General features: G+C 46.7%; 22 protein-coding genes. 15 read left to right on the top strand and 7 right to left on the bottom strand.

The genetic code is table 11. From position 1 onward, the window contains the following. The first annotated feature begins 45 nt into the window (after positions 1-45). Positions 46-1,515, top strand: a complete 1,470-nt coding sequence (locus HMPREF3179_RS01270; RefSeq protein ID WP_018026898.1) for a TrkH family potassium uptake protein — start codon at positions 46-48, stop codon at positions 1,513-1,515. Between the two features lie 49 nt (positions 1,516-1,564). On the opposite strand, the gene HMPREF3179_RS01265 is transcribed toward HMPREF3179_RS01270, so the two are convergent. Both HMPREF3179_RS01265 and HMPREF3179_RS01260 read right to left on the bottom strand, forming a co-directional pair. Continuing rightward, positions 1,565-2,035: a tRNA (cytidine(34)-2'-O)-methyltransferase gene (locus tag HMPREF3179_RS01265; protein ID WP_036558846.1), complete on the bottom strand. Its 471-nt coding sequence runs from the start codon at positions 2,033-2,035 to the stop codon at positions 1,565-1,567. Between the two features lie 20 nt (positions 2,036-2,055). Continuing rightward, complete coding sequence (locus tag HMPREF3179_RS01260; protein ID WP_246824322.1) at positions 2,056-2,841, bottom strand: ComF family protein; 786 nt, start codon at positions 2,839-2,841, stop codon at positions 2,056-2,058. A gap of 92 nt (positions 2,842-2,933) precedes the next feature. Between HMPREF3179_RS01260 and HMPREF3179_RS01255 the strand changes: the two genes are divergently transcribed. Further along, positions 2,934-3,887: a methyltransferase domain-containing protein gene (locus HMPREF3179_RS01255; protein ID WP_048766839.1), complete on the top strand. Its 954-nt coding sequence runs from the start codon at positions 2,934-2,936 to the stop codon at positions 3,885-3,887. Between the two features lie 35 nt (positions 3,888-3,922). Here HMPREF3179_RS01255 and HMPREF3179_RS01250 read toward each other — a convergent pair whose 3' ends face one another. Genes HMPREF3179_RS01250 through HMPREF3179_RS01235 form a run of 4 tightly spaced genes read right to left on the bottom strand, consistent with a single transcriptional unit; the run spans position 3,923 to position 6,328 of the window. Next, a complete protein-coding gene (locus tag HMPREF3179_RS01250) occupies positions 3,923-5,008 on the bottom strand; it encodes an NAD(P)H-dependent glycerol-3-phosphate dehydrogenase (protein WP_070469375.1) in 1,086 nt (361 codons plus the stop codon). Between the two features lie 21 nt (positions 5,009-5,029). Further along, entirely contained in the window at positions 5,030-5,551 is a 522-nt protein-coding gene (gene secB, locus HMPREF3179_RS01245) for a protein-export chaperone SecB (RefSeq protein ID WP_018026893.1), read from the bottom strand. Between the two features lie 47 nt (positions 5,552-5,598). Further along, the gene (gene grxC, locus HMPREF3179_RS01240; RefSeq protein ID WP_018026892.1) at positions 5,599-5,856 is read right to left on the bottom strand and encodes a glutaredoxin 3; all 258 of its coding nucleotides are present in this window, start codon (positions 5,854-5,856) and stop codon (positions 5,599-5,601) included. A gap of 52 nt (positions 5,857-5,908) precedes the next feature. Next, a complete protein-coding gene (locus HMPREF3179_RS01235) occupies positions 5,909-6,328 on the bottom strand; it encodes a rhodanese-like domain-containing protein (RefSeq protein WP_018026891.1) in 420 nt (139 codons plus the stop codon). A 151-nt stretch (positions 6,329-6,479) separates the two neighbouring features. On the opposite strand from HMPREF3179_RS01235, the gene gpmA reads away from it, so the two are divergent. The 4 genes from gpmA to HMPREF3179_RS01215 are packed head-to-tail and all read left to right on the top strand — an operon-like array spanning position 6,480 to position 11,238. Continuing rightward, positions 6,480-7,226: a 2,3-diphosphoglycerate-dependent phosphoglycerate mutase gene (gene gpmA / locus HMPREF3179_RS01230; RefSeq protein ID WP_036558840.1), complete on the top strand. Its 747-nt coding sequence runs from the start codon at positions 6,480-6,482 to the stop codon at positions 7,224-7,226. A gap of 41 nt (positions 7,227-7,267) precedes the next feature. Further along, the gene (locus HMPREF3179_RS01225) at positions 7,268-8,944 is read left to right on the top strand and encodes a murein hydrolase activator EnvC family protein (protein ID WP_083290662.1); all 1,677 of its coding nucleotides are present in this window, start codon (positions 7,268-7,270) and stop codon (positions 8,942-8,944) included. Between the two features lie 22 nt (positions 8,945-8,966). After that, positions 8,967-10,490, top strand: coding sequence for a S41 family peptidase (locus HMPREF3179_RS01220; protein WP_070469371.1), 1,524 nt, complete (start codon positions 8,967-8,969; stop codon positions 10,488-10,490). Next, positions 10,483-11,238 (top strand): HesA/MoeB/ThiF family protein, encoded by a 756-nt coding sequence (locus HMPREF3179_RS01215; protein WP_026156888.1) that lies wholly within the window; start codon positions 10,483-10,485, stop codon positions 11,236-11,238. The genes HMPREF3179_RS01220 and HMPREF3179_RS01215 overlap by 8 nt, the downstream gene beginning before the upstream one ends. 96 nt (positions 11,239-11,334) lie before the next feature. Here HMPREF3179_RS01215 and HMPREF3179_RS01210 read toward each other — a convergent pair whose 3' ends face one another. After that, entirely contained in the window at positions 11,335-13,212 is a 1,878-nt protein-coding gene (locus HMPREF3179_RS01210) for a M61 family metallopeptidase (RefSeq protein WP_070469357.1), read from the bottom strand. 308 nt (positions 13,213-13,520) lie between these two features. Here HMPREF3179_RS01210 and HMPREF3179_RS01205 point away from each other — a divergent pair, with 308 nt between their 5' ends. From HMPREF3179_RS01205 to HMPREF3179_RS01165, 9 genes are all read left to right on the top strand, one after another. After that, the gene (locus HMPREF3179_RS01205; protein ID WP_048766849.1) at positions 13,521-13,946 is read left to right on the top strand and encodes an ATP synthase subunit I; all 426 of its coding nucleotides are present in this window, start codon (positions 13,521-13,523) and stop codon (positions 13,944-13,946) included. A gap of 122 nt (positions 13,947-14,068) precedes the next feature. Continuing rightward, positions 14,069-14,956 carry a F0F1 ATP synthase subunit A gene (gene atpB / locus HMPREF3179_RS01200; RefSeq protein WP_070469355.1) on the top strand — a complete coding sequence of 296 codons (888 nt, stop codon included), beginning with the start codon at positions 14,069-14,071 and terminating at the stop codon, positions 14,954-14,956. A gap of 149 nt (positions 14,957-15,105) precedes the next feature. Continuing rightward, the gene (gene atpE / locus HMPREF3179_RS01195; RefSeq protein WP_018026882.1) at positions 15,106-15,345 is read left to right on the top strand and encodes a F0F1 ATP synthase subunit C; all 240 of its coding nucleotides are present in this window, start codon (positions 15,106-15,108) and stop codon (positions 15,343-15,345) included. A 149-nt stretch (positions 15,346-15,494) separates the two neighbouring features. Further along, a complete protein-coding gene (locus tag HMPREF3179_RS01190) occupies positions 15,495-15,965 on the top strand; it encodes a F0F1 ATP synthase subunit B (RefSeq protein WP_018026881.1) in 471 nt (156 codons plus the stop codon). 12 nt (positions 15,966-15,977) lie between these two features. Next, positions 15,978-16,517, top strand: coding sequence for a F0F1 ATP synthase subunit delta (locus HMPREF3179_RS01185; RefSeq protein WP_070469350.1), 540 nt, complete (start codon positions 15,978-15,980; stop codon positions 16,515-16,517). A gap of 33 nt (positions 16,518-16,550) precedes the next feature. Next, positions 16,551-18,089, top strand: coding sequence for a F0F1 ATP synthase subunit alpha (gene atpA, locus HMPREF3179_RS01180; protein ID WP_048766854.1), 1,539 nt, complete (start codon positions 16,551-16,553; stop codon positions 18,087-18,089). 72 nt (positions 18,090-18,161) lie between these two features. Beyond that, the gene (gene atpG / locus HMPREF3179_RS01175) at positions 18,162-19,073 is read left to right on the top strand and encodes a F0F1 ATP synthase subunit gamma (protein ID WP_036558827.1); all 912 of its coding nucleotides are present in this window, start codon (positions 18,162-18,164) and stop codon (positions 19,071-19,073) included. A 64-nt stretch (positions 19,074-19,137) separates the two neighbouring features. After that, the gene (atpD, locus tag HMPREF3179_RS01170) at positions 19,138-20,541 is read left to right on the top strand and encodes a F0F1 ATP synthase subunit beta (RefSeq protein WP_018026877.1); all 1,404 of its coding nucleotides are present in this window, start codon (positions 19,138-19,140) and stop codon (positions 20,539-20,541) included. 9 nt (positions 20,542-20,550) lie between these two features. Next, positions 20,551-20,976, top strand: coding sequence for a F0F1 ATP synthase subunit epsilon (locus HMPREF3179_RS01165; RefSeq protein ID WP_018026876.1), 426 nt, complete (start codon positions 20,551-20,553; stop codon positions 20,974-20,976). The last annotated feature ends 36 nt before the right edge of the window (positions 20,977-21,012 follow it).

Below are 21,012 nucleotides of genomic sequence, written 5' to 3'. Positions count from 1 at the left end.
GCATGATGCAGTTGCAAAGGAATAGGAAGACGTAGGCGAATTTTTATGTATCACACCCTAAATTCTCTACATAAATTAGGCATGGTCGTGATGGCTTTTTCACTGACCTTAGTTTTCCCATTTGTGTTGTCGATTCTGATTGATGACGGAGCCGCCCGCTATTTTGTGATGCCAGCAGTGGGTGCTTTTGTGTTTGGTTTGTTGTTGACCGTACTGTGCTTTCCCTTTCGTGGTGCCTTACGCCGGCGTGAAGGGATTTTGGTGGTCTTTTTATCTTGGATCTGCTTGGCCTTTATCGGTTCATTGCCGATTTATTTTGCTGAACAGCTCTTGCAAGAGGATTTTGGTATTGCCAAGGCGGTTTTTGAAGGCGTATCCGGTCTAACCACTACCGGTGCCTCGGTGATTAATGAGGTTGAGCGACTGCCTATCTCGGTTAATATCTGGCGTCACTCCCTGTTATGGTTTGGTGGCATGGGGATTTTATTATTAGCCGTTGCGATCTTGCCGCTCTTTAATGTCGGTGGACGTGAGGTGATGATGAGTGAAATGCCCGGGCCGCTTAAGGATGAGCGTTTGACGCCACGGATTGCGAGCACGGCTAAAACGCTATATGGTATCTATTTTGTGGCTTCGGTGCTTTGCCTGATTGCCTATCGAGTTGCCGGCTTAAACTGGTTTGACGCCTGGTGTCATGCGGCTTCGACCATGGCCTTGGGCGGTTTTTCTAGCTTTAATGCTAGCTTTCAAAGCATTGATAATGTCGCTGTGGATGCGGTGGCCGTGGTCTTTATGCTGTTTGCTGGGATTAACTTTGCCACCCACTTTAAGGTCTTACGTAACCGCAGCCTACGCTTGTATGCTTATTGTCCTGAGGCCCTACCATTTCTCAAGCTGGTATTGGGTAGTGGCTTGATTATCAGTGCCATACTTTATTTTAATGGTAACTATGCTACCTGGTTTGAAGCGCTACGTTACGGTATTTTTAATACAGTGTCTGTTGCCACCACCACCGGTTTTGCGAATGTTGACTATCTGACTTGGCCCTTTGTGATACCGGTGTATATGTTAGCGCTGGGTTCGTTTGCTTCGTCCGGCGGCTCGACGGGTGGGGGCATCAAGTTAATTCGCATCTTATTAGTTTTTCGACGGATTCGGGTGGAAATGTTAAAGCTCCTGCATCCGCACGGGCTGTTTCCGGTGCGTTTTAAAACAACCGTCGTGTCCGATTCGGTGCTGTTATCAGTGATGACATTTCTTGCGCTCTATATGATGACCTTGATGGTGGTCTTTGCGCTTTTGGCCTTAGGTGGCGCCGACCCTATTTCGGCTTCCAGTGCTGCTGTGGCCTTGGTAGCCAATATTGGTCCGGCTATCGGTTCGGTTGGACCAATGAGTAACTATGCCCACTTTAATGATTTTCAGCTGTGGGTGAGTAGTGCGGCGATGCTGGTGGGCCGTTTGGAATTATTAACCGCTTTTGTGATTTTTACGCCACATTTCTGGCGGCGCTAACGGCTCTTAGGGGCGGGCTAAGTGTCGCTTGAAGCTTGCGCTGTTGCTGTTAAATACCGCCCACGAAGCCTATCTGGCGCCAAGCCTCATACACGGTAATGGCCACACTATTGGCCAAGTTAAGGCTGCGACTGGTGTTCACCATGGGTAAGCGGATGGATTGCTCTCTGCCGATAAGGTCCCACTCAGCGGGCTTTAAACCAGCGGTTTCACGACCGAAAATAAAGCAATCGCCATCCTGAAAGCTGATTTGCCCCAAGTTGCGCTGCCCCTTACTCGACAGGGCAAAACAGCGATCCTTGGCGGCACCGGTGGTGCCAATGGCTTCCGCTAAACTATCGTGTGTCTTTAACTCCGCCCACTCGTGATAATCTAAACCCGCACGCTTTAGGCGCTTGTCGTCGAGCTCAAAACTAAAGGGCTTGACGAGGTGTAAGGTGCAGCCGGTATTTGCTGTTAGCCGGATAATATTGCCGGTGTTAGCGGGGATTTCGGGGCAAACAAGGATAATATGAAACACAATAATTTGAATTTAAAATACTAATAACTAGCACGTGCCAAGACTATCGCATGCACCCGCTTAACGCCGGCGGCTTTTAAAGCTTGGCTCGCACTATCCAGGGTGGCGCCACTGGTCATGATGTCGTCCACTAAAATCACCAAGGGCACCTCAAGGCGTGCTGAACAATAATACAGATCACGTACATTGAGCCGTCGTCCCACACTGTCTAAGGCTTTTTGCTCAATAGAGTGATGCCCTTGCGCTCGATGTAGGCTGTGGTGGTCAATGCGCCATGCATTTAGCCTAGCAAGTTCCTTGGCAATTTCTGATGCAGGATTATAACCCCTTTTTTTAAGGGATTGATTACTGGCGGGAAGGGGGATACATAAAGTTGCCGGTGGGATAGTAATGCCTTGCCGCTGTAAGCGTGCTTGTAAAAGCTTGGCAAATGGCTTAGCCAAAGCCAATTGACCAGAGTTTTTATAGCGTAAAACTAAGGACTTCATGGGTTGCACATAGTCAAAGGCAATGCTCAGTTTGTCATAGCGCGGTTTCAATAAATAGCAAGCCTCACAATAGTCTAAGCCCCTAAGCGCAAGATGACAGCGTGGACAATGATGCTGATGGCTGTCACTGGCGGTCAAAATATCCTCACTACATGCGGCACAAAAGCTGCCAGCAAGGCAGAGCTCCTGACACAGAGGGCAACGCCCACCAATATAAGGAATAATATTTTTAAACACTGCGCTGGGTCGCCGTAGCTGAGCTGTCATAATATCACTCAGATGTCGCATAGCATCCTCCTCCATGAGATGGGTAAACATCGCCAAAAGCCGATGGCTTCTTGTCGTTTTAACATCATCTGCGGTGGCTAGAGTATGATAGGATTAATTTGTCCGCTACAGATAGTTTTGTTATGTCTTCTACTCAGTCCCCAGCCGTTTTAGCGATTAATCATCAGCATGTACAACAGCAATTTGCGCGTCGCCAGTTGCTTGAACCGGCGCGTTTTTTACTTGATGAGGTGGCAGCGAGGATGCTGGATCGTTTGCAGTATATTAAGCAGCAGCCTACGGCAGTATTAGATGCGGGTTGTGGCCTAGGGCATGGGATAGAGGCTTTACAAAAGCGCTATCCCGAGGCGAAATTCACCGGTTTAGATAATCAAGCCCTATTTTTGGAAGCTGCCAAAGCGCGCTTTATGCCTAAGCAACAGAGCGTTAGAGGCTTTAAAAAGTTGTTGGCTAGGGTGGCTGCTTTAGGTGCTAATGCAGCTGAATCGTTTGTGCCCTCAGGCTTAGTGGACTTTGTTGAGGCAGATTTGGCAGCCAGTGGTTTAGAGCCAAATCGCTTTGATTTTATCTGGTCTAATTTGGCACTTCATTGGCATGCCAATCCACCGGCGGTATTTAAGGAGTGGTACCGACTATTAGAGGTTAATGGTTTATTAATGTTTTCTTGTTTCGGTCCAGCGACATTGCTGGAGCTGCGCCAAGCGCTGGAGGTGGCGGGCTGGCAGACCCGTACCATGGCCTTTGTGGATATGCATGATTTTGGTGATATGCTGATGGAAAGTGGCTTTATCGATCCGGTCATGGATCAGCAAATGATTACACTGACCTATAAAACGCCGCAAAAGCTGTTAGCCGATGTGCGTGCTTTGGGTGGTAATCCTAGTATTGGTAGACAGCCCGGATTGCTTAGCCGTGCGGCCTTAGCTCGTTTGCATCAGGCCTTAGAGCAACAACGTAAGGACGATGGTTTAATTCATCTGAGCTTTGAGCTGATTAATGGTCATGCCTGGCGTGGCGCTAGCTTGCACAGTGACGGTGTGGCGCATATTGCTATCAGCTCAATTGGTAGAAAGTAGCGCTTGTCTATGTATGCTGGCAGTTGGCGCCCATGTTAGGGCAGTGTTGAAATCTCTTCTGCCTTAACTTCACGGGCGAGTAGCTTAGCTACGCTTTCTAGCGAGTTTAGATCATCAAAGAGAATATCGCAGACTACCTCAGTGATCGGCATTTCGATGCCGAGACTGTTGGCGCGAGCGAGCGCAGCACGCGCACAACGCACGCCTTCAGCAGTTAAACCAGTGGCTAGAATCTCATCCAAACGTTGCCCCTTTGCCAGGGCTAGACCTACTTGGCGATTACGTGATAAATCACCTGTCGCCGTGAGTACGAGATCACCTAATCCGGTTAAGCCAGCAAAGGTCTCCGCTTGACCGCCCATGGCTAAACCAAGACGTCGAATTTCATAGAGACCGCGGGTGATCAGTGCAGCGCGCGCATTATTGCCTAGGGCTAAGCCGTCGCTGATACCACAGGCGAGGGCTATGACATTTTTCATAGCACCACCAACCTCAACGCCGATAATATCGTTACTGTAATACACACGCGTTTGCTTATGGTGGAGAGCCTGTATCACCCGCTCACCCACGATTCGGTCTTGACTGGCAACCGTCATCGCAACGGGTAGGCCTTGGGCTACTTCCTTAGCAAAGGTGGGACCTGATAAAACGCCGTTAGGCTGCGTAGAGTCGGGTGCGACAGCGGCAATCACTTCGTGCGGCAGCAAGGCAGAGTCTTCCTCAAAGCCCTTGCAGGTCCAAACATAAGGTACATGCTCAAGGCTAGCCTCTTTGAATAAAGGCAACCAGCTTTGAATACCTTGGCGCATTGCCTTGACGGGCAAAGCAAAAATAATTAAGGCGGAACCTGAGGTATTAGCCCCGATTCCCTGCTGTAAAAAAGCAATGGCCGTATTTTTATCGGCAGTGGCTTGGAGCGACGCCGGTAACCGGATGTCTTGTAGATAGGAGGGGTTATAAGCTTGCTGATTGATGTGTTCAGCTTGCTCCGCATGACGAGACCAGAGCAGTACCGGTCCCGTCTGTGCGGCGGCAATGGCTAGTGCGGTGCCCCAGCTACCTGCACCGATGACTAAGGTGTGGACAGGCGTGTTGCTTGGGGTGCTACTAGATAATTGCATACGTGCTTAAGAGGTAAGGGCCTAGTTAATGGTCGGATTGTCGTCCGTCGCCGTGTCACCGTTGGCTGCAGACTGTGCTGCCTCTTGGAGGCGTTGCTCATATAAAGCTTGGAAGTTAACCTCGGCCATATGAATAGACGGTAAGCCTGTGCGATTAATGGCATCCGCTAAGTTGGCACGTAAGTACGGGAAAATCATGGATGGGCAAACAATGCCAAGTAGCGGGTCAACCTGATCCTCAGGGATATTGGCGATCTCAAAAATGCCGGCTTGGGTGCCTTCAACTAAATACAAGACTTTGTCATTGATTTTAGTGGTGATGGTAGCACGTACAGTGGCTTCAAAAATCGTCTCGGCCAAGCGCTCAGCACCAATGTTTAAGCTGATATCAACGGCGGGTTGCTCTTGCTCTAAGAAAATGTGTGGCGCATTAGGCATCTCGAGGGATAGATCCTTGAGATAGCATCTTTGCATACCGAAACTCGGTTGTTGCGATTGCTGAGCTGCAGCGTCCTGATTTTGTGTGTTTTGCTCTTCGGCCATAATAAATAAATCCCAATAAGATAAAAAGGTTTAAAAAAGCGAATAAATTAAGCCAATAAGTCGGCTAGTTTACCCTCACGCTCTAAGGCTTGTAAATCATCACAACCGCCGATATGCTGGCCGTTAATAAAGATTTGTGGCACGGTCGTGCGACCGTTGGATCGCTCGATCATCTCAGCCCGCGCTTCGCGGTTGGTGTCGATGCTGATCTTTTCTAAATCGGTGACCTGATGTTCTTTAAGAATTTTTTCTGCGCGAGTGCAGTAAGGACAAGTGACCTTATAGTACATCGTAACTTGAGCCATTGTTTCCTCTTATAAGTTGAAAGTGTATGCGTATTATAGTGTTCAGAGAGCACTATTTGAGCTTTTTAGCGCCAGTGGGTTTTTTTAAGGGTAAATTCTCTTTGAGCCAAGAGACCAAACCACCACTGAGGTAGTGTACATCCTCAATACCCTCTTTTTTTAATAGATTGGCAGCAGCAGGCGCACGGCGTCCATCCTGATCAATCACGACCACAGCTTTGTCTTTAGCGAGGGTCGCAGCTCGCGCTTTTAGTTGATCCATGGGGATATGGATGGCGTTAGCGATGGTGCCTGCTTGATACTGCTCGCTGTCTCGTATATCAATAATCAGCGCTTTGCTATTGGTCATGGAGACGGTTTGAGCCGGTGAAAGACCCTTGCCGGCACGGCTATATTGAACAGCCAGTACAGCGCCAGACAAAAGCGCAGCAATAATAAATAAATAAGTGTTGTTAAAAGTAATAAATTCCACGTTTGCTACCTGACTCTGCCAAAATGGCGATATTAATAAGATTAATTTGTCGATTATAAAATAGCCTTAGCCACAATAAGCTAAGTTGGCTAAAATAGATGAAATTAATCATAGAAACGCTTTATTTATCAATCTAAGGATAGCAATCATTATGTATAAAATCGTTTTAATGCGCCATGGTCAAAGTCAGTGGAACCTAGAAAACCGTTTTACTGGTTGGGCGGATGTGGATTTGACGGAGGAGGGTCGAGCTCAAGCAAAGCAGGCTGGTGAGCTTTTAAAGCGGGAGGGTTATGTCTTTGATCAGGCCTATACCTCCTATTTAAAGCGTGCCATTCGCACCCTATGGATTGCCTTAGATAGCATGGATACGATGTATGTGCCCTATACGCCGAGTTGGCGTTTAAACGAGCGTCATTATGGGGCGCTGACTGGCCTGAATAAGGCTGAAACAGCGGCTAAATACGGTGATGAGCAAGTGCTCATCTGGCGTCGTGCTTTTGCGATTGGTCCTGAGCCTTTGTCTTTGGATGATGAGCGTCACCCACGCTTTGATAGTCGCTATGCGCAGATCCCAGCGGAGGAGTTGCCGGCAGCTGAGTGCCTCAAAGATACGATTGTGCGTGTTAAGCCACTGTGGGATGAGGAAATTGCCCCTGCCATTAAGAGCGGTAAGCGTATTTTGGTGACAGCGCATGGGAATAGCATTCGTGCCCTAATTAACTTATTTGACGAAATTTCCGAAGAGGATATTGTGCATTTAAATATCCCGACCGGTCAGCCGCTAGTGTATGAGTTAGATGAAAATCTTAAGGCAATTCGTCACTACTACCTAGGCGATCCAGAGGAAATTGCTAAGGCGATGGCTGAGGTGGCCGCTCAGGGTAAGGCGAAGTAGTTACCACAAGGCCGAGTGATTTTTAGTTTATATTTAAATGAATGGCTGTGGTACCGATAACACGTAATTCAATTCGAGCTAAGCAGATAAAAAGAGCGAGCAGAGCAGCAGTAGCTGCCTGTGCCGCTCTTTTTTTGGTCTGTTCTGCCTTGGCCAAGGTGGCAATAGCACAATCGCAATCACTTAGCGATTTAAGTCAACAGCAAAAATCGGCTGAAAGGCAGCGTGCCGAGCTGGAGAAAAGGATCGACTCCATCAAAAAAGCCATTCAGTCTCAGGAAACTGAGAAAAAGGATGTGGTGGATAGGCTTGGTCAATCCGAGCGCAATATCTCGCGCATTAATGCTGAGCTCGATCGCTTACAAGAGCAGCAGGATGAAACAGAGCATGAGATCGTCTTGTTGCGCCGACAAGCGGATGGTCAGCGCATACTGCTAGCGGAGCGGCAGGAGGATCTAGGGCAGCAGATTTATACCCAATACACTTCTGGTTTATCACCGTGGTCGGCGCTATTATCCGGTGGCGATGCTCAGAAAATCGGTCGTGATATGGGTTATTTAAGTTATGTGGCTAGAGCTCGGGCGCGTGCCGTCGAAGAGTTAAACCAGGCGTTATTAAGCCTGCAAAAAACCGAATCCGAGATTAAGGGGCGGCAGCAAAAGATTGAACGCCTAGCACAGCAAAGCTTAGCGAGTAAAAATGAATTAGAAAAAGAGCAGCAAAAGTATCAGGGTGAGTTGGCTAAGATTGAAAGCGATCTGAAGCGTCGTCGTGCCGAACAGGGGCGTCTTAAAGGCGATCAGCAGCGCTTGGATAGTCTTATTGGTGAGCTTGGTCGTACCATTACTCAACAAAGGGAGCTAGCACAACAAGCGGCCATAGAGCGTCAACGTCGCGCCTTAGCGCATCAGCAGCAGTTGGCGCAAGAACGTGAGGCACAAGCCAAGCGTGCAGCAGAGCAGGCTGCGCTCGCACAACAGCAGGCTGAACGTGCAGCAGCCTTGCGTGCCCAAGCTCAACAAAAGCAGCAAGAGGCCCTATCACAGCAGCGTTTAACTGAAATTCAGATTCGCGCCGTTGAAAATGATATTGCCCGTGCCATAGGTCCTGAGGCCTTAGATCAAGCCAAGCGTCGGATGACGGCGATGTTGAATCAGCGAGCGCAAAGTCAGCAGCAATTAGCCGCAGCCCGTCAGCAGCAGGAAAATGCCGAAATTGAAGCGGCCAAGGCGCGGCTAGCAAGAGAGCGAGCCTTAGAAGCACAACGCTTGGAAGCTCAAGCACGTGAGGATGAACGTAAGGCCAAAGCCCTGGCTGCCTCAACCACTGCCGGTATTCCCCAAGGTGCGCCTTGGCCCTTACGCGGCACGATACAGGGTAAATTTGGTCGTACCCGTCCTGATACGGGTGGGGTTTGGCGCGGTATTTTGATTCAGGCCAAGGCAGGGGCCCCGGTAAAAGCCGTTGCGGGTGGTACGGTGGTATTTGCGGACTGGATGCGCGGTTTTGGTAATTTAATCATCGTCGATCATGGTAATGACTATATGAGTGTCTATGGCTACAATCAGAGCTTATCGCTAAAGGTTGGTCAGACAGTGCGCTCTGGTCAAACCATCGCTCGTGCAGGTTCAACCGGTGGTCAAGTGGAGCCGGCTTTATATTTTGAAATTCGTCGCGGTACGCAGCCCATTGATCCCCTGCGGATGCTGGCAAAATAGCTTTTAAAAGCAAAGGTGCATCATGCTTTCTATTTCTAATCTTATCTCTAAGCAATCGCTTTCCAAGCAGTTTACGGCATTAGGCTCGGCGCTGTGTCTATTGGTTTTGCTGGCTTACACCTCGGTGGCTAGAGCGGATTCCTTGCAGGCGCAAAAGCAGGATCAACTCAGTCTTGAAGTGATCGAGCAGGTCCCTGTGATTGAAGCGATTCCCGAGTTAGACGATCGTTTGCCCTATGAGGAGTTGCGTCGCTTTGCCTCGGTCTTTGCCGCTATTAAAAATCGTTATGTTGAGCCCGTGGAAAATTCTAAATTGGTCGAGGCGGCCATTAATGGCATGATGGATAGTTTAGATCCGCACTCCAGTTATCTTAACGAAGAGGCTTTTACTAGTTTACAAGAGGCAACCGAGGGTGCTTTTGGTGGTTTGGGTATCGAGATTGAGGACAGAGCGAATAAGGAAATTGAAATTATCTCCCCGATTGAGGATAGTCCTGCAGCCAAAGCTGGTATTCGGCCCGGTGATGTAATTGTTAAGGTCGATGGCATGGCTGTCACTGAGATGCCTTTAGCTGAGGTGGTTAAAAAACTACGTGGGGAGCCGGGTTCAAGTATTGTGTTGACGGTGCGTCGTGGCGAGGAAATACTGGATTTTGAGATCGTTAGAGATTTAATTAAGGTGCAAAGTGTTCGTAGCAAAATGCTTGAGCGTGATATTGCTTATGTCCGAATTTCTCAGTTTCAAGAGCGCACGGTTGAGGATTTGGTGAAGCATCTCAATGACTTTAAAGTAGAACCTAAAGCATTGGTGCTTGATTTGCGTAATGATCCCGGTGGCTTATTAAATGCTGCGGTAGGTGTGGCTGGCGCCTTTATTGAACCTGAAAAGTTGGTTGTTTATACCAAAAGCCGTGGTGAGGTGAACTTACGTTATCGTGTGGTACCTAGCGACTATAGTTTAAATCATCGTGATCCGCTCAAGAACTTACCGACGTGGAGTCGCAAGATCCCAATGGTGCTACTAATTAACGTTGGTTCTGCCTCAGCTTCAGAGATTGTAGCGGGTGCCTTGCAGGATTATGAACGCGCCACGATTATGGGTAATCGCAGTTTCGGTAAAGGCTCTGTGCAGGTGGTGATGGCATTAGGTGATGACACTGGCGTTAAATTGACCATTGCACGTTATTACACTCCTAAGGACCGTTCTATTCAGGCCACTGGGATTGAGCCGGATATTGTGGTGACTGACACTGAAAAGGGTAATTTTTTCAGTGTACCGCGCGAGTCAGACTTAAAAGACCATTTAGTCGGCGATGAGGAAGTTGTGAGTTCGCAGCCAGCCGCTGAGGCGAGTGCCGAGTCCGCCGCTGCTAGTACCTCTGCAGATGAGGCGACAACTACCGTTGAAGAGGTTGATGCGATTGAGTCTGAGACGGCAGACGATGCTTCAGAGCTTGAGATGTATACTTTTGGTTCGGCTGAGGACTATCAGCTGCAGCAAGCAGTGAATTACTTGATTGGAGAGTATCTTGAGTCAGCTGAATGATGAGCAGTTGTTACGCTATGCCCGTCATATTATGCTGGACGGCTTTGGTTTTGAGGGCCAAGAGCGTTTAATCAATAGCCGTATCCTGATGGTGGGAGCGGGTGGCCTGGGCGCACCGGCGCTCATGTATTTAGTAGCCGCCGGTGTGGGCACCATTCATTTGGTGGACGATGATACGGTTGAATTAAGCAATCTGCAGCGCCAAATTGTGCACACCAATGAGCGGATCGCTATGCCTAAAGTGGCGTCGGCTAAATTGATGGCGCAAGCGCTAAATCCCGAGGTGGAGCTTATCCCCCATCATGGGCGTCTCAATGATGAGCAGCTCGATGCGCTAATGCAACAAGTCGATTTGGTGCTTGAATGTACCGATAACTTTGCTACGCGCCAGCAACTAAATCGCATGTGTTTCAAGCATCGTGTACCCATGGTATCAGCGGCAGCAATTCGCTTTGATGGACAGGTGACGGTGTTTGATTTTAGGGATGAAAAAAGCCCATGCTACGCCTGTCAATATGATCCCAGTGAGAATTTACAACCCGATAACTGCGCTACTTTAGGTGTGCTATCCACGGTGGTGGGGAGTATCGGTATGATGCAGGCACATGAGGCGCTAAAGCTTTTGTTGGGAATAGGTCAGTCCCTGCAGGGGCGTTTATTGATGTTTGATGGGCGCAATACCCGTTGGCATGAGTTTAAACTCAGTAAAAACCCACAGTGTCGTGTTTGTGCCAACACATCGCGATAAAGTCTAGTTTAGGGCTTCTCTAACGTGGCTAGTGAGCCGATGAGAGAAAAGCCCTTGTTACTTATAAATTTAGCTTAGGAAGCAGCTAGTGTTTTGCTATTGCTCGCTTTCGACTTGGCTAGGCATTTGCTCACTAGTGTCCTCAACCTCGTTCGTTGGCGCCATGGTAGCAAGGCGGTCTTTCTTAGGTTGAAGCTGAAATTCCGCATAGAGTGGGGTATTAAATTCCACCGTAAAGCTGCGTAACTCATCACGTCTGAATACATGTACTAGTGCTTTTTGCTTGCTTTGGTAGCGACTTAAAAGCTCTTCCAGATTGCTAGCATTTACGCGTAAGCCATCAATGGCCACCAGCACGTCACCGGCCGATAAGCCACCCTGATGTGCCGCGCCATGTTGCATTACACTTTGGATCATACATTGACCCTCACGATTGGCCGTGCGAATATCCAAGCTCACCGCTGCGTTGCTTTTCTTAGTTAGCGTCGTTAGTTTAAGCCCTTCGGCCTCGAGCAATGCTTTTAGTGGGAGCTTTTTCGTGCCATAAACATAGCGTTCAAGGAAATTGAGTAGTTCATCTTGACTGATGCCAGTGGCTTGATGCAGGACCTCGGGAACATCCGCCTCACGTAAACCCAGTTGACTGCCTAAATAGAAGTTTTTGCCAAAATGTGTCCACAAGTAGCGCATCACATCATCAAGTGATTTTTCATGCTCAGTCTTTTGACGTATAAATAAGTCCAAACAAAGCGCGACCAGTGAGCCCTTGGTGTAATAACTGACAATCTGGTTACGGGCATTTTCATCCTGTTGATAGAACTTAGTCCACGCATCAAAAGAGCTTTCAGCCACACTTTGTTTAATCCGTCCGGAGTCATTGTTAACCCGACTAATGGTCTCTGCTACTAAGTCAAAATACTGTTGCTCGCTGATTAAACCACTACGCAACAACATCAAATCATCATAGTAGGAGGTAAAGCCTTCAAAAATCCATAATAGGGAGGTAGGGGTGGCTCTATCTAGGCGATAGGGCGCAAATACCGCAGGTTTAATGCGTTTTATATTCCAACTGTGGAAGTACTCGTGACTGACTAAACCCAAGAACTCACGATATTCCTTGGACTGTTCGCTCTGACCAATGACCGGTAAGGATTTACGCGAACAGATTAAGGCAGTGCTATTGCGATGCTCAAGACCGCCATAATCATTGCCGGTGACCGTGGTTAAGAAAACATAGCGTGCACCATGATCGCCAAAGGGAGGGGTGTTGCTCTCAGGTTCAAATAGGCGGATTTGTGCCTCGCAAATTTTAGCCGTATCGGCCGCAATTCGCTCAAAGTCAATATTGGGTAAAATACCAGTAAAGACCATGTCGTGGACAATACCGGCCACCACAAAGCTAATGACCTTAGGGCGACCCATTTCGACCGGGTGATCGATTAAATCATCATAATCCTTGGCGCGGTAAAAACCAAAGCGCGTATGTGCTGCCGCTTTAGGGTGACCCTCAGCCGGCGGTAGACTGGTATAAACACGCCATTTGCTACTTTGTTTGGGCGCTTTAATCTCCACTAAACAAGGTAAATGCTCCTGTCCATGGACTTTAAGAAAGACACTGGTGCCATTAAAAAAGCCGTGCGTTTCATCAAGATGCGCCTTACGTACCGATAAATCCCAAGCGTAAACGGTGTAGTCAATTTGAATCGGACCAGTTCGTACCGCCTCAATTTTCCATGTGTGATTATCCAGATGGGTAATACTCAAAGGATAGTTATTATGCGTGGCGCGCAAGGTCTCAATATGCTTAGAAAAATCGCGAATCATATAACTACCAGGGATCCAACGTGGGAGGCTGACAATTTGACCCGCAGGGTTAGGTTCGGCAATGGTCAGTGAGACTTTAAAACGGTGACCGCTTAAATCATCTGAGGTAATGCGATAAAAAACTTTATCGTCAAACATTTTATTATTCATCTATGTAATGCCTTTAGTTCTGATAAAATCCATGAGTTCTTAAATTCTTGACAGCTTTTTGAAAGTTTTGCAAATCAAAAGCGTTGTGGCGTATGTTTAGTACTTCTTTAGTATTATAAACAAGCTCTGAGCAGGGATTTATTCAGCATGATGATTGCACATATTTTTACTGATGGGCTTGTGAAGCTTAGGCGCTGAGCGTTTAAATTGACAGCATATTAAGCTGATACGGCACTGCAACAAAATATGTAACTGGCACATCAGCTGAATGTGACAAGTAGTAAAAAAAAGGTTATACTTAGGGCGCTATGGATCAGGAGCAATTTGAAGCGATAAGCTTAACCCCAGAGCAAAGGCGGCGCATGAGTGCGGCAGCCGTTCGGGGGCTACTAAATACAGTGCTTGCTCAGCTGGTAGCATTGCTGATAGCTACGCTAATTACATTGCTTGTATCGACAACTTGGGCGGCGCTATCAATCATTGCAGGCGGTATGACCTATTTGATTCCGACTGCTTTATTTGTCTTGCACTTGGTGTTAAGGCTGTTATCGCAAAAACCGGCCACGGCCACGATGTTTTTAGTGGGTGAGGCGATTAAAATCGGTGTTGCGATGATCTTAATGGTATTCGTCATTAAGGTATTTGGTACGAATTTAGTATGGCCGGCGTTTTTTGTTGGCTTATTAGTAGTTTTAAAGGCATACGTATTACTTTTAGTCTTTAAAAAGCTATAGTGCTAAGCCGTTTGGGCGGTAGCTTCTGATAGCCAGGCTAGAGTAGTAGATTTGATTAGTTGTTACTCTCTTGATTTAGTTATGTTGATTAAGAGGGTGGTTCATACGGAGATTGGAGCAAAATGGATGCTTCTTTAGTTAAACCATCACCACAGCAGTATTACATTCAGCACCATTTGGAGCATTTTAGTAATAAGCCACAGGAATCGATCGCTGATTTTAGTGTCATTAACTTTGACTCTATTTTCTGGGCTGTGTTAGTAGGTGTTATCGGTCTTTTCTTCTTGTACAAAGCTGCTAAAAACGCTACCTCTGGTGTACCGTGTCGCTTCCAAATGGCCGTTGAGATGTTGGTCGGTATGGTTGATGAGCAGGCTAAAAGTATCGTGCACAATGCCACTTCGCGTAAGTTTGTTGCGCCATTAGCGCTAACAATCTTCGTCTGGGTGACCTTGATGAATGCCCTCGATTTATTGCCAATTGATTTGATGCCATCTATCTACTCATGGACTGGTTTGGCGGGCACGGCTGAGAATCACGGTGTGCTTTATTACCACCGTATTTTACCGACGGCTGACCTTAATATGACTTTAGGTATGTCAATCACCGTGTTATTAATTTCTTTGTACTACGGTGTGAAGATCAAAAATCCTGGCGGTTTTATTAAGAGTTTATTTACTGCACCTTTCGGTGCGGAGAGTGTGGTTGCTAAGGTTTTATTAGCACCAGCTAACTTGCTATTAAATATTATTGAGTACTTTGCTAAAACCGTATCACTAGGTATGCGACTTTTTGCAACGATGTATGCCGGTGAGTTAGTGTTCATGCTGATTGCGCTGATGGGTGCAGCATGGAGTGGCTTTAATGCCTTAAGTATCGGTTTAGGAATCGGTCATATTTTAGCTGGTTCGGCTTGGGCGATTTTCCACATTTTAATTATCTTATTACAAGCATTTATCTTTATGATGTTGACTCTCGTGTACGTTGGTCAGGCGCATGAAGATCACTAGAATTTAGTTGGCTGAAATGGTCTTAGTGTATGTTTTCAGTCAACTAAGTAGCAGATTTTGAGTGGCATCTCGTTCATCAGAATCTGTTTAATTTTATAAATTAATTTATCCATCTTTTAACTATTGGTTCATTACCACAAGGAGTTGTCATGGAAGTTGCAGGTTTAGTAGCTCTTGCTTGCGCATTTATTATTGGTTTAGGTGCTATCGGTGCGTGTTTAGGTATCGGTATGATGGGTGGTAAATACCTAGAAGCATCTGCTCGTCAGCCTGAGTTGATGAACGCTTTGCAAACCAAAATGTTCTTATTAGCCGGCCTTATCGATGCTGCCTACTTAATCGGCGTTGGTATTGCTATGTTATTCGCTTTTGCTAACCCATTCGTCTAAGCGATAGATTTAACACCATCGCTTGATGGTTTGTGAACTGGATGGATTGGTGCAGGGCTGTTGAGTCAGTCTCTGCATCCAAAAATTCAGTATAGTTTTGGATAGGTAGTGCATAGTGCAAGACCTTAATTAGCAAAAGGGAAACGACCGTGAATTTAAATGCGACGCTCTTTTTCCAGGTAATCGTTTTCTTAGTATTAGTGTGGTTCACTATGAAGTTTATTTGGCCACCACTAATCAAAGCAATTGACGATCGCCGACAGAAGATAGCCGATGGTCTAGCGGCTGCTGACAAGGGTAAGGCTGATTTAGCTCAAGCCCAGAGTCGTATCGCCGAAATCGAAAATGCAGCAAAGACCGAGAATCAAACAAGATTTGCTGAAGCTGAAAAACGCGCTGCCTCAATCGTTGAAGCCGCTCGTGAAGAGGCTGAGCAAGAACGTGCCCGCATCATTGCCCAGGCCAAACAGGACGCTGTTCTTGAGGTAACACGTTTACGTGATGAGTTACGTGACGAAGTTGCAACATTAGCAGTACAAGGTGCTGAGCAGATTCTTCGCCGTGAAGTGGATGCGAAAACACATGCCGAGTTGCTCGATCAACTGAAGGCACAGCTTTAATTTGGGATTGCTATGGCTGAACTTTCAACTATTGCCCGTCCTTACGCAAGCGCTGCATTTGCAGCGGCAAAGGACAGTCAAGTCGGATTAGAGACTTGGGCTAAGGCTGTAAAACAATTGTCAGAAATAGTTTCTGTCGCTGAAGTCAAGGAGCTTTTATCAAATCCTAAAGCGAGCGAAGCTGACAGCTTGGCTATTTTTGACACACTATTGCCTGATATGCCTGCTGATGTTAAGAATTTTGTTCAATTAGTAGTGGAAAACGATCGCTGGGCAGTATTGCCAGAGATTGCTGAACAATTTATTCAACTTAAAAATAAGCATGATGGCAAGGCGATCGCCCAAATTACGAGCGCTTTTGAGTTAACTCAAGAACAATTAAAAGATTTGCTTGCAAGTCTTGAAAAGAAATTTAGCGTATCTCTAGAACCCGAGGTGAAGGTTGATCCAGCCTTAATTGGTGGGGTACGAGTGATCGTGGGTGATCAAGTTTTAGATACTTCGGTGCAAGCGCAAATTACACGTTTGCACGATAAGTTGGTTGCTGAATAAGCGCCATAACTATAGGATTTCAGGAGTCTGATTATGCAACTCAATCCGTCAGAGATCAGCGAATTACTAAAGAGCCGAATTGAGGGTCTAGGTACTTCTGCCGATGTCCGTACGCAGGGTACGGTAGTATCCGTAACCGACGGTATTACTCGCATCCACGGTTTATCCGATGTGATGCAGGGCGAAATGCTCGAATTTCCCAACAATGTTTTCGGTTTGGCGCTAAACCTAGAGCGTGATTCAGTTGGTGCGGTGATTTTAGGTGATTACACCAGCGTTTCCGAGGGTGATCTGGTTAAAACAACTGGTCGTATTCTTGAGGTACCTGTTGGTCCAGAATTATGTGGCCGTGTGGTTGACACCCTAGGTAATCCAATTGATGGTAAAGGCCCGATTAACACGACTCAAACAGACGTTATTGAGAAGGTTGCTCCGGGCGTAATTGCACGTCAATCCGTATCTGAGCCTTTACAAACAGGTTCTAAAGCGATTGACTCAATGGTACCTATCGGTCGCGGTCAGCGTGAGTTAATTATTGGTGACCGTCAGGTAGGTAAAACAGCGGTTGCTGTGGATGCCATTATTAACCAAAAAGGCCAAAACGTAATTTGTGTATACGTGGCTGTTGGTCAAAAAGCATCTACCGTAAACAATATTGTTCGTAAACTTGAAGAAACAGGTGCTTTAGAGTACACCATCGTGGTGGCTGCTAACGCCTCTGACTCCGCTGCTATGCAGTACTTAGCCCCTTATGCCGGTTGTACAATGGGTGAGTACTTCCGTGACCGTGGTCAGGATGCCTTAATTGTTTATGATGACTTAACTAAGCAGGCTTGGGCATATCGTCAAGTATCGTTATTATTACGTCGTCCACCGGGTCGTGAGGCTTATCCTGGTGACGTATTCTACTTACACTCTCGTTTACTTGAGCGTGCTGCACGTGTAAATGCTGATTACGTAGAAAAATTCACTAATGGTGAGGTTAAGGGTAAAACCGGTTCATTAACTGCCTTACCGATTATTGAAACTCAAGCGGGTGACGTTTCTGCTTTCGTACCAACCAACGTTATTTCAATTACTGACGGTCAGATCTTCCTTGAAACTGACTTATTTAACGCTGGTATTCGTCCTGCAATTAACGCAGGTATTTCGGTATCGCGTGTGGGTGGCGCAGCTCAAACTAAGGTGATTAAGAGCTTATCAGGCGGTATTCGTACTGACTTGGCACAGTATCGTGAGTTGGCTGCCTTTGCGCAGTTCGCTTCTGACCTTGACGAAGCAACTCGTCGTCAGCTAGAGCGCGGTGAGCGTGTGGTTGAGTTATTGAAGCAGCCACAATACACTCCTTACAAAGTTTGGGAAATGGCGGTTTCGCTATTTGCGGTTAACAACGGTTATTTAGACGATGTAGAAGTTGCACAAATTCTACCATTTGAAAAAGCGCTTAAAGAGTACTTGAAGTCTAACAATGCCGATTTAATTGATCGCATTGAATCAACTAAGCAGTTGAGCAAAGAAGACGAGGCTGCACTGAAAGATGCCATCGCAGCTTTCAAAAAGTCTTACGCTTAATAAGGTGATTTAGCACAGTCAGACCGGGCTGAATCAGGTCTGACTGAGGTCTAATTCTAATAGGAATTTAATATGGCTGGAATTAAAGAAATCCGTACTAAGATTTTGAGCGTACAAAATACGAGCAAAATCACTAAGGCCATGGAGATGGTAGCTGCGTCCAAGATGCGTAAAGCACAGGATCGTATGCGTGCCGGTCGTCCTTATGCCAAAAAAGTACGTGATATTGCCAGACACTTGATGTTGACAACATCTGACTACTCAAATCCTTACCTCGAAGCTAGAAAGGAGGTAAAAAATGTGGGTCTAGTGTTGATTACAACGGACAAGGGTCTTTGTGGCGGATTAAATACCAATATTACGCGTTTAGCCTTAAATCGTCTGCAAGAGTTCAAATCTCAGAATGTCGGTGTTCAGGCAACCGCTTTGGGCTCAAAGGGCTTATCATTTTTAAGCCGTTTAGGTGCCAATATCGTTTCACAACAAACACAATTAGGTGATGTGCCAAATATGGAAAGCCTAATTGGTGCACTAAAAGTGCAGTTGGACGACTATAAAGAGGGCAAGATTGACGCACTTTATGTAGCGACAACAATTTTCGTGAATACGATGAAGCAGGAGCCGGCATTTATTCGTTTATTGCCATTGCCGTCTAACCTAGAGGATCCCTACACCACTTCTTACGATGATAAGTTCGAAGAAGGGGAGAGCGGTTTATCTTCTCATGGCTGGGATTACATCTTCGAGCCGAATGTTAGCAGCGTAATTGATGATCTTCTACAGCGTTATGTTGAGAGTTTGGTCTATCAATTTGTTGCGGAAAATATGGCATCAGAGCAGTCAGCGCGTATGGTAGCGATGAAGGCTGCATCGGATAACGCTAAAAAGGTTATTGGTGAATTGCAACTTGTCTATAACAAAACACGTCAAGCAGCAATTACAAAAGAAATTTCAGAAATTGTGGGGGGTGCTGCTGCCGTTTAATGCTCAGCATACGAGTGTTAAATGAAGTAGTAACTTTCAATCGTTATAAAGGTAAGGATACAACATGAGTAACGGTACAATTGTTCAGTGCATCGGCGCAGTAGTGGACGTACAGTTCCCGCGCGACAATATGCCTAAGATTTACGAGGCATTAAAGGTGGCTGAAGATAGCAGCAATAAGTTTGTTGAAGCAGGCTTAACTTTAGAAGTACAGCAGCAATTGGGCGACGGTGTTGTTCGTACCATTGCTTTAGGTTCAAGTGACGGTTTAAGCCGCGGTTTAGCGGTTGAGCGTACGCACTCTGGTATTGCTGTACCAGTCGGTGAGGGTACCTTAGGTCGCATTATGGACGTATTGGGTCGTCCGATTGATGAAGCGGGTCCGATTGAACACGACGAAAAACGTGTAATTCACCAGCCTGCACCTAAGTTTGACGAGTTATCTCCATCAGTTGAGCTATTAGAAACCGGGATTAAGGTTATTGACTTAATCTGCCCATTCGCCAAGGGTGGTAAGGTTGGTCTGTTCGGTGGTGCCGGTGTAGGTAAAACCGTTAACATGATGGAATTAATTAACAACATCGCTAAGCAGCACTCTGGTTTATCTGTGTTTGCTGGTGTTGGTGAGCGTACTCGTGAGGGTAATGACTTCTACCACGAGATGGAAGAGTCTAACGTTCTTGATAAAGTAGCAATGGTATTCGGTCAGATGAACGAACCACCAGGTAACCGTTTACGCGTGGCACTGACCGGTCTAACCATGGCCGAGCGTTTCCGTGATGAGGGTCGTGATATCCTATTCTTCGTGGATAACATCTATCGTTATACCCTAGCTGGTACTGAGGTATCTGCACTTCTAGGTCGTATGCCTTCAGCGGTAGGTTATCAGCCGACACTTGCTGAGGAGATGGGTGTACTACAAGAGCGTATTACCTCAACTAAGACCGGTTCGATTACCTCAATTCAAGCGGTATACGTACCAGCGGATGACTTGACTGACCCGTCACCTGCGACTACGTTCCAGCACTTAGACTCTACTGTTGTATTGTCTCGTGATATTGCCTCTTTAGGTATTTATCCTGCGGTTGACCCATTAGACTCAACCAGCCGTCAGCTCGATCCTCAGATCGTTGGTGAGGAGCACTACAATGTAGCTCAGTCAGTACAGCATACATTACAGCGCTACAAGGAATTACGCGATATTATTGCGATTCTTGGTATGGATGAGTTGTCGCCTGAAGATAAGCAAGTGGTTGCACGTGCTCGTAAGATTCAGCGTTTCCTATCTCAGCCGTTCCACGTAGCTGAAGTATTTACCGGTTCACCTGGTAAGTATGTACCATTAGCTGAAACGATTCGTGGTTTCAAGATGATTGTTTCTGGTGAGTGTGATGCACTACCTGAGCAGGCATTCTACATGGTTGGTTCGATTGACGAAGCTTTCGAAAAAGCCAAAACCCTTAAATAAGGAATTGTCATGGCAGTTCTGAAACTCGATGTAGTGAGTGCGGAAAAGTCATTGTACTCGGGCACGGTCAAGATGGTCGTGCTTCCGGGTGAAGCGGGTGAGCTGGGTGTACTGCCTGGTCACACCCCTTTGATTACCCGTATTCGTCCAGGTACCGTTAGAATCACGCGCGAAGATGACTCACAAGAGGTGGTGTTCGTTGCTGGTGGTATTCTAGAGGTACAGCCTTATGCAGTGACTGTGTTGGCCGATGTGGCAGTTCGTCTAGAGGAACTAGATGCAGCCAAAGCTGAAGAGTCTCGTAAGAAAGCCCAAGAAACGCTTAAAAACGCTGCTTCGCCACAAGAGGCGGCAGCAATTGAAGCTGAACTTGCTTTATTACAAGCACAAGTGGTTGCCATCCAGCGCTACCGAGATCTCAAATCTCATCACTAAGATGGATAGTATAAAAACCCCGTTAAAATCAGCCAT

It is taken from the genome of Oligella sp. HMSC09E12 (genome assembly GCF_001808505.1).
GTDB lineage: Bacteria > Pseudomonadota > Gammaproteobacteria > Burkholderiales > Burkholderiaceae_B > Oligella > Oligella urethralis.
Note: the sequence above shows the minus strand (reverse complement) of the source record. Positions and strands in the feature narration are given on the sequence as shown.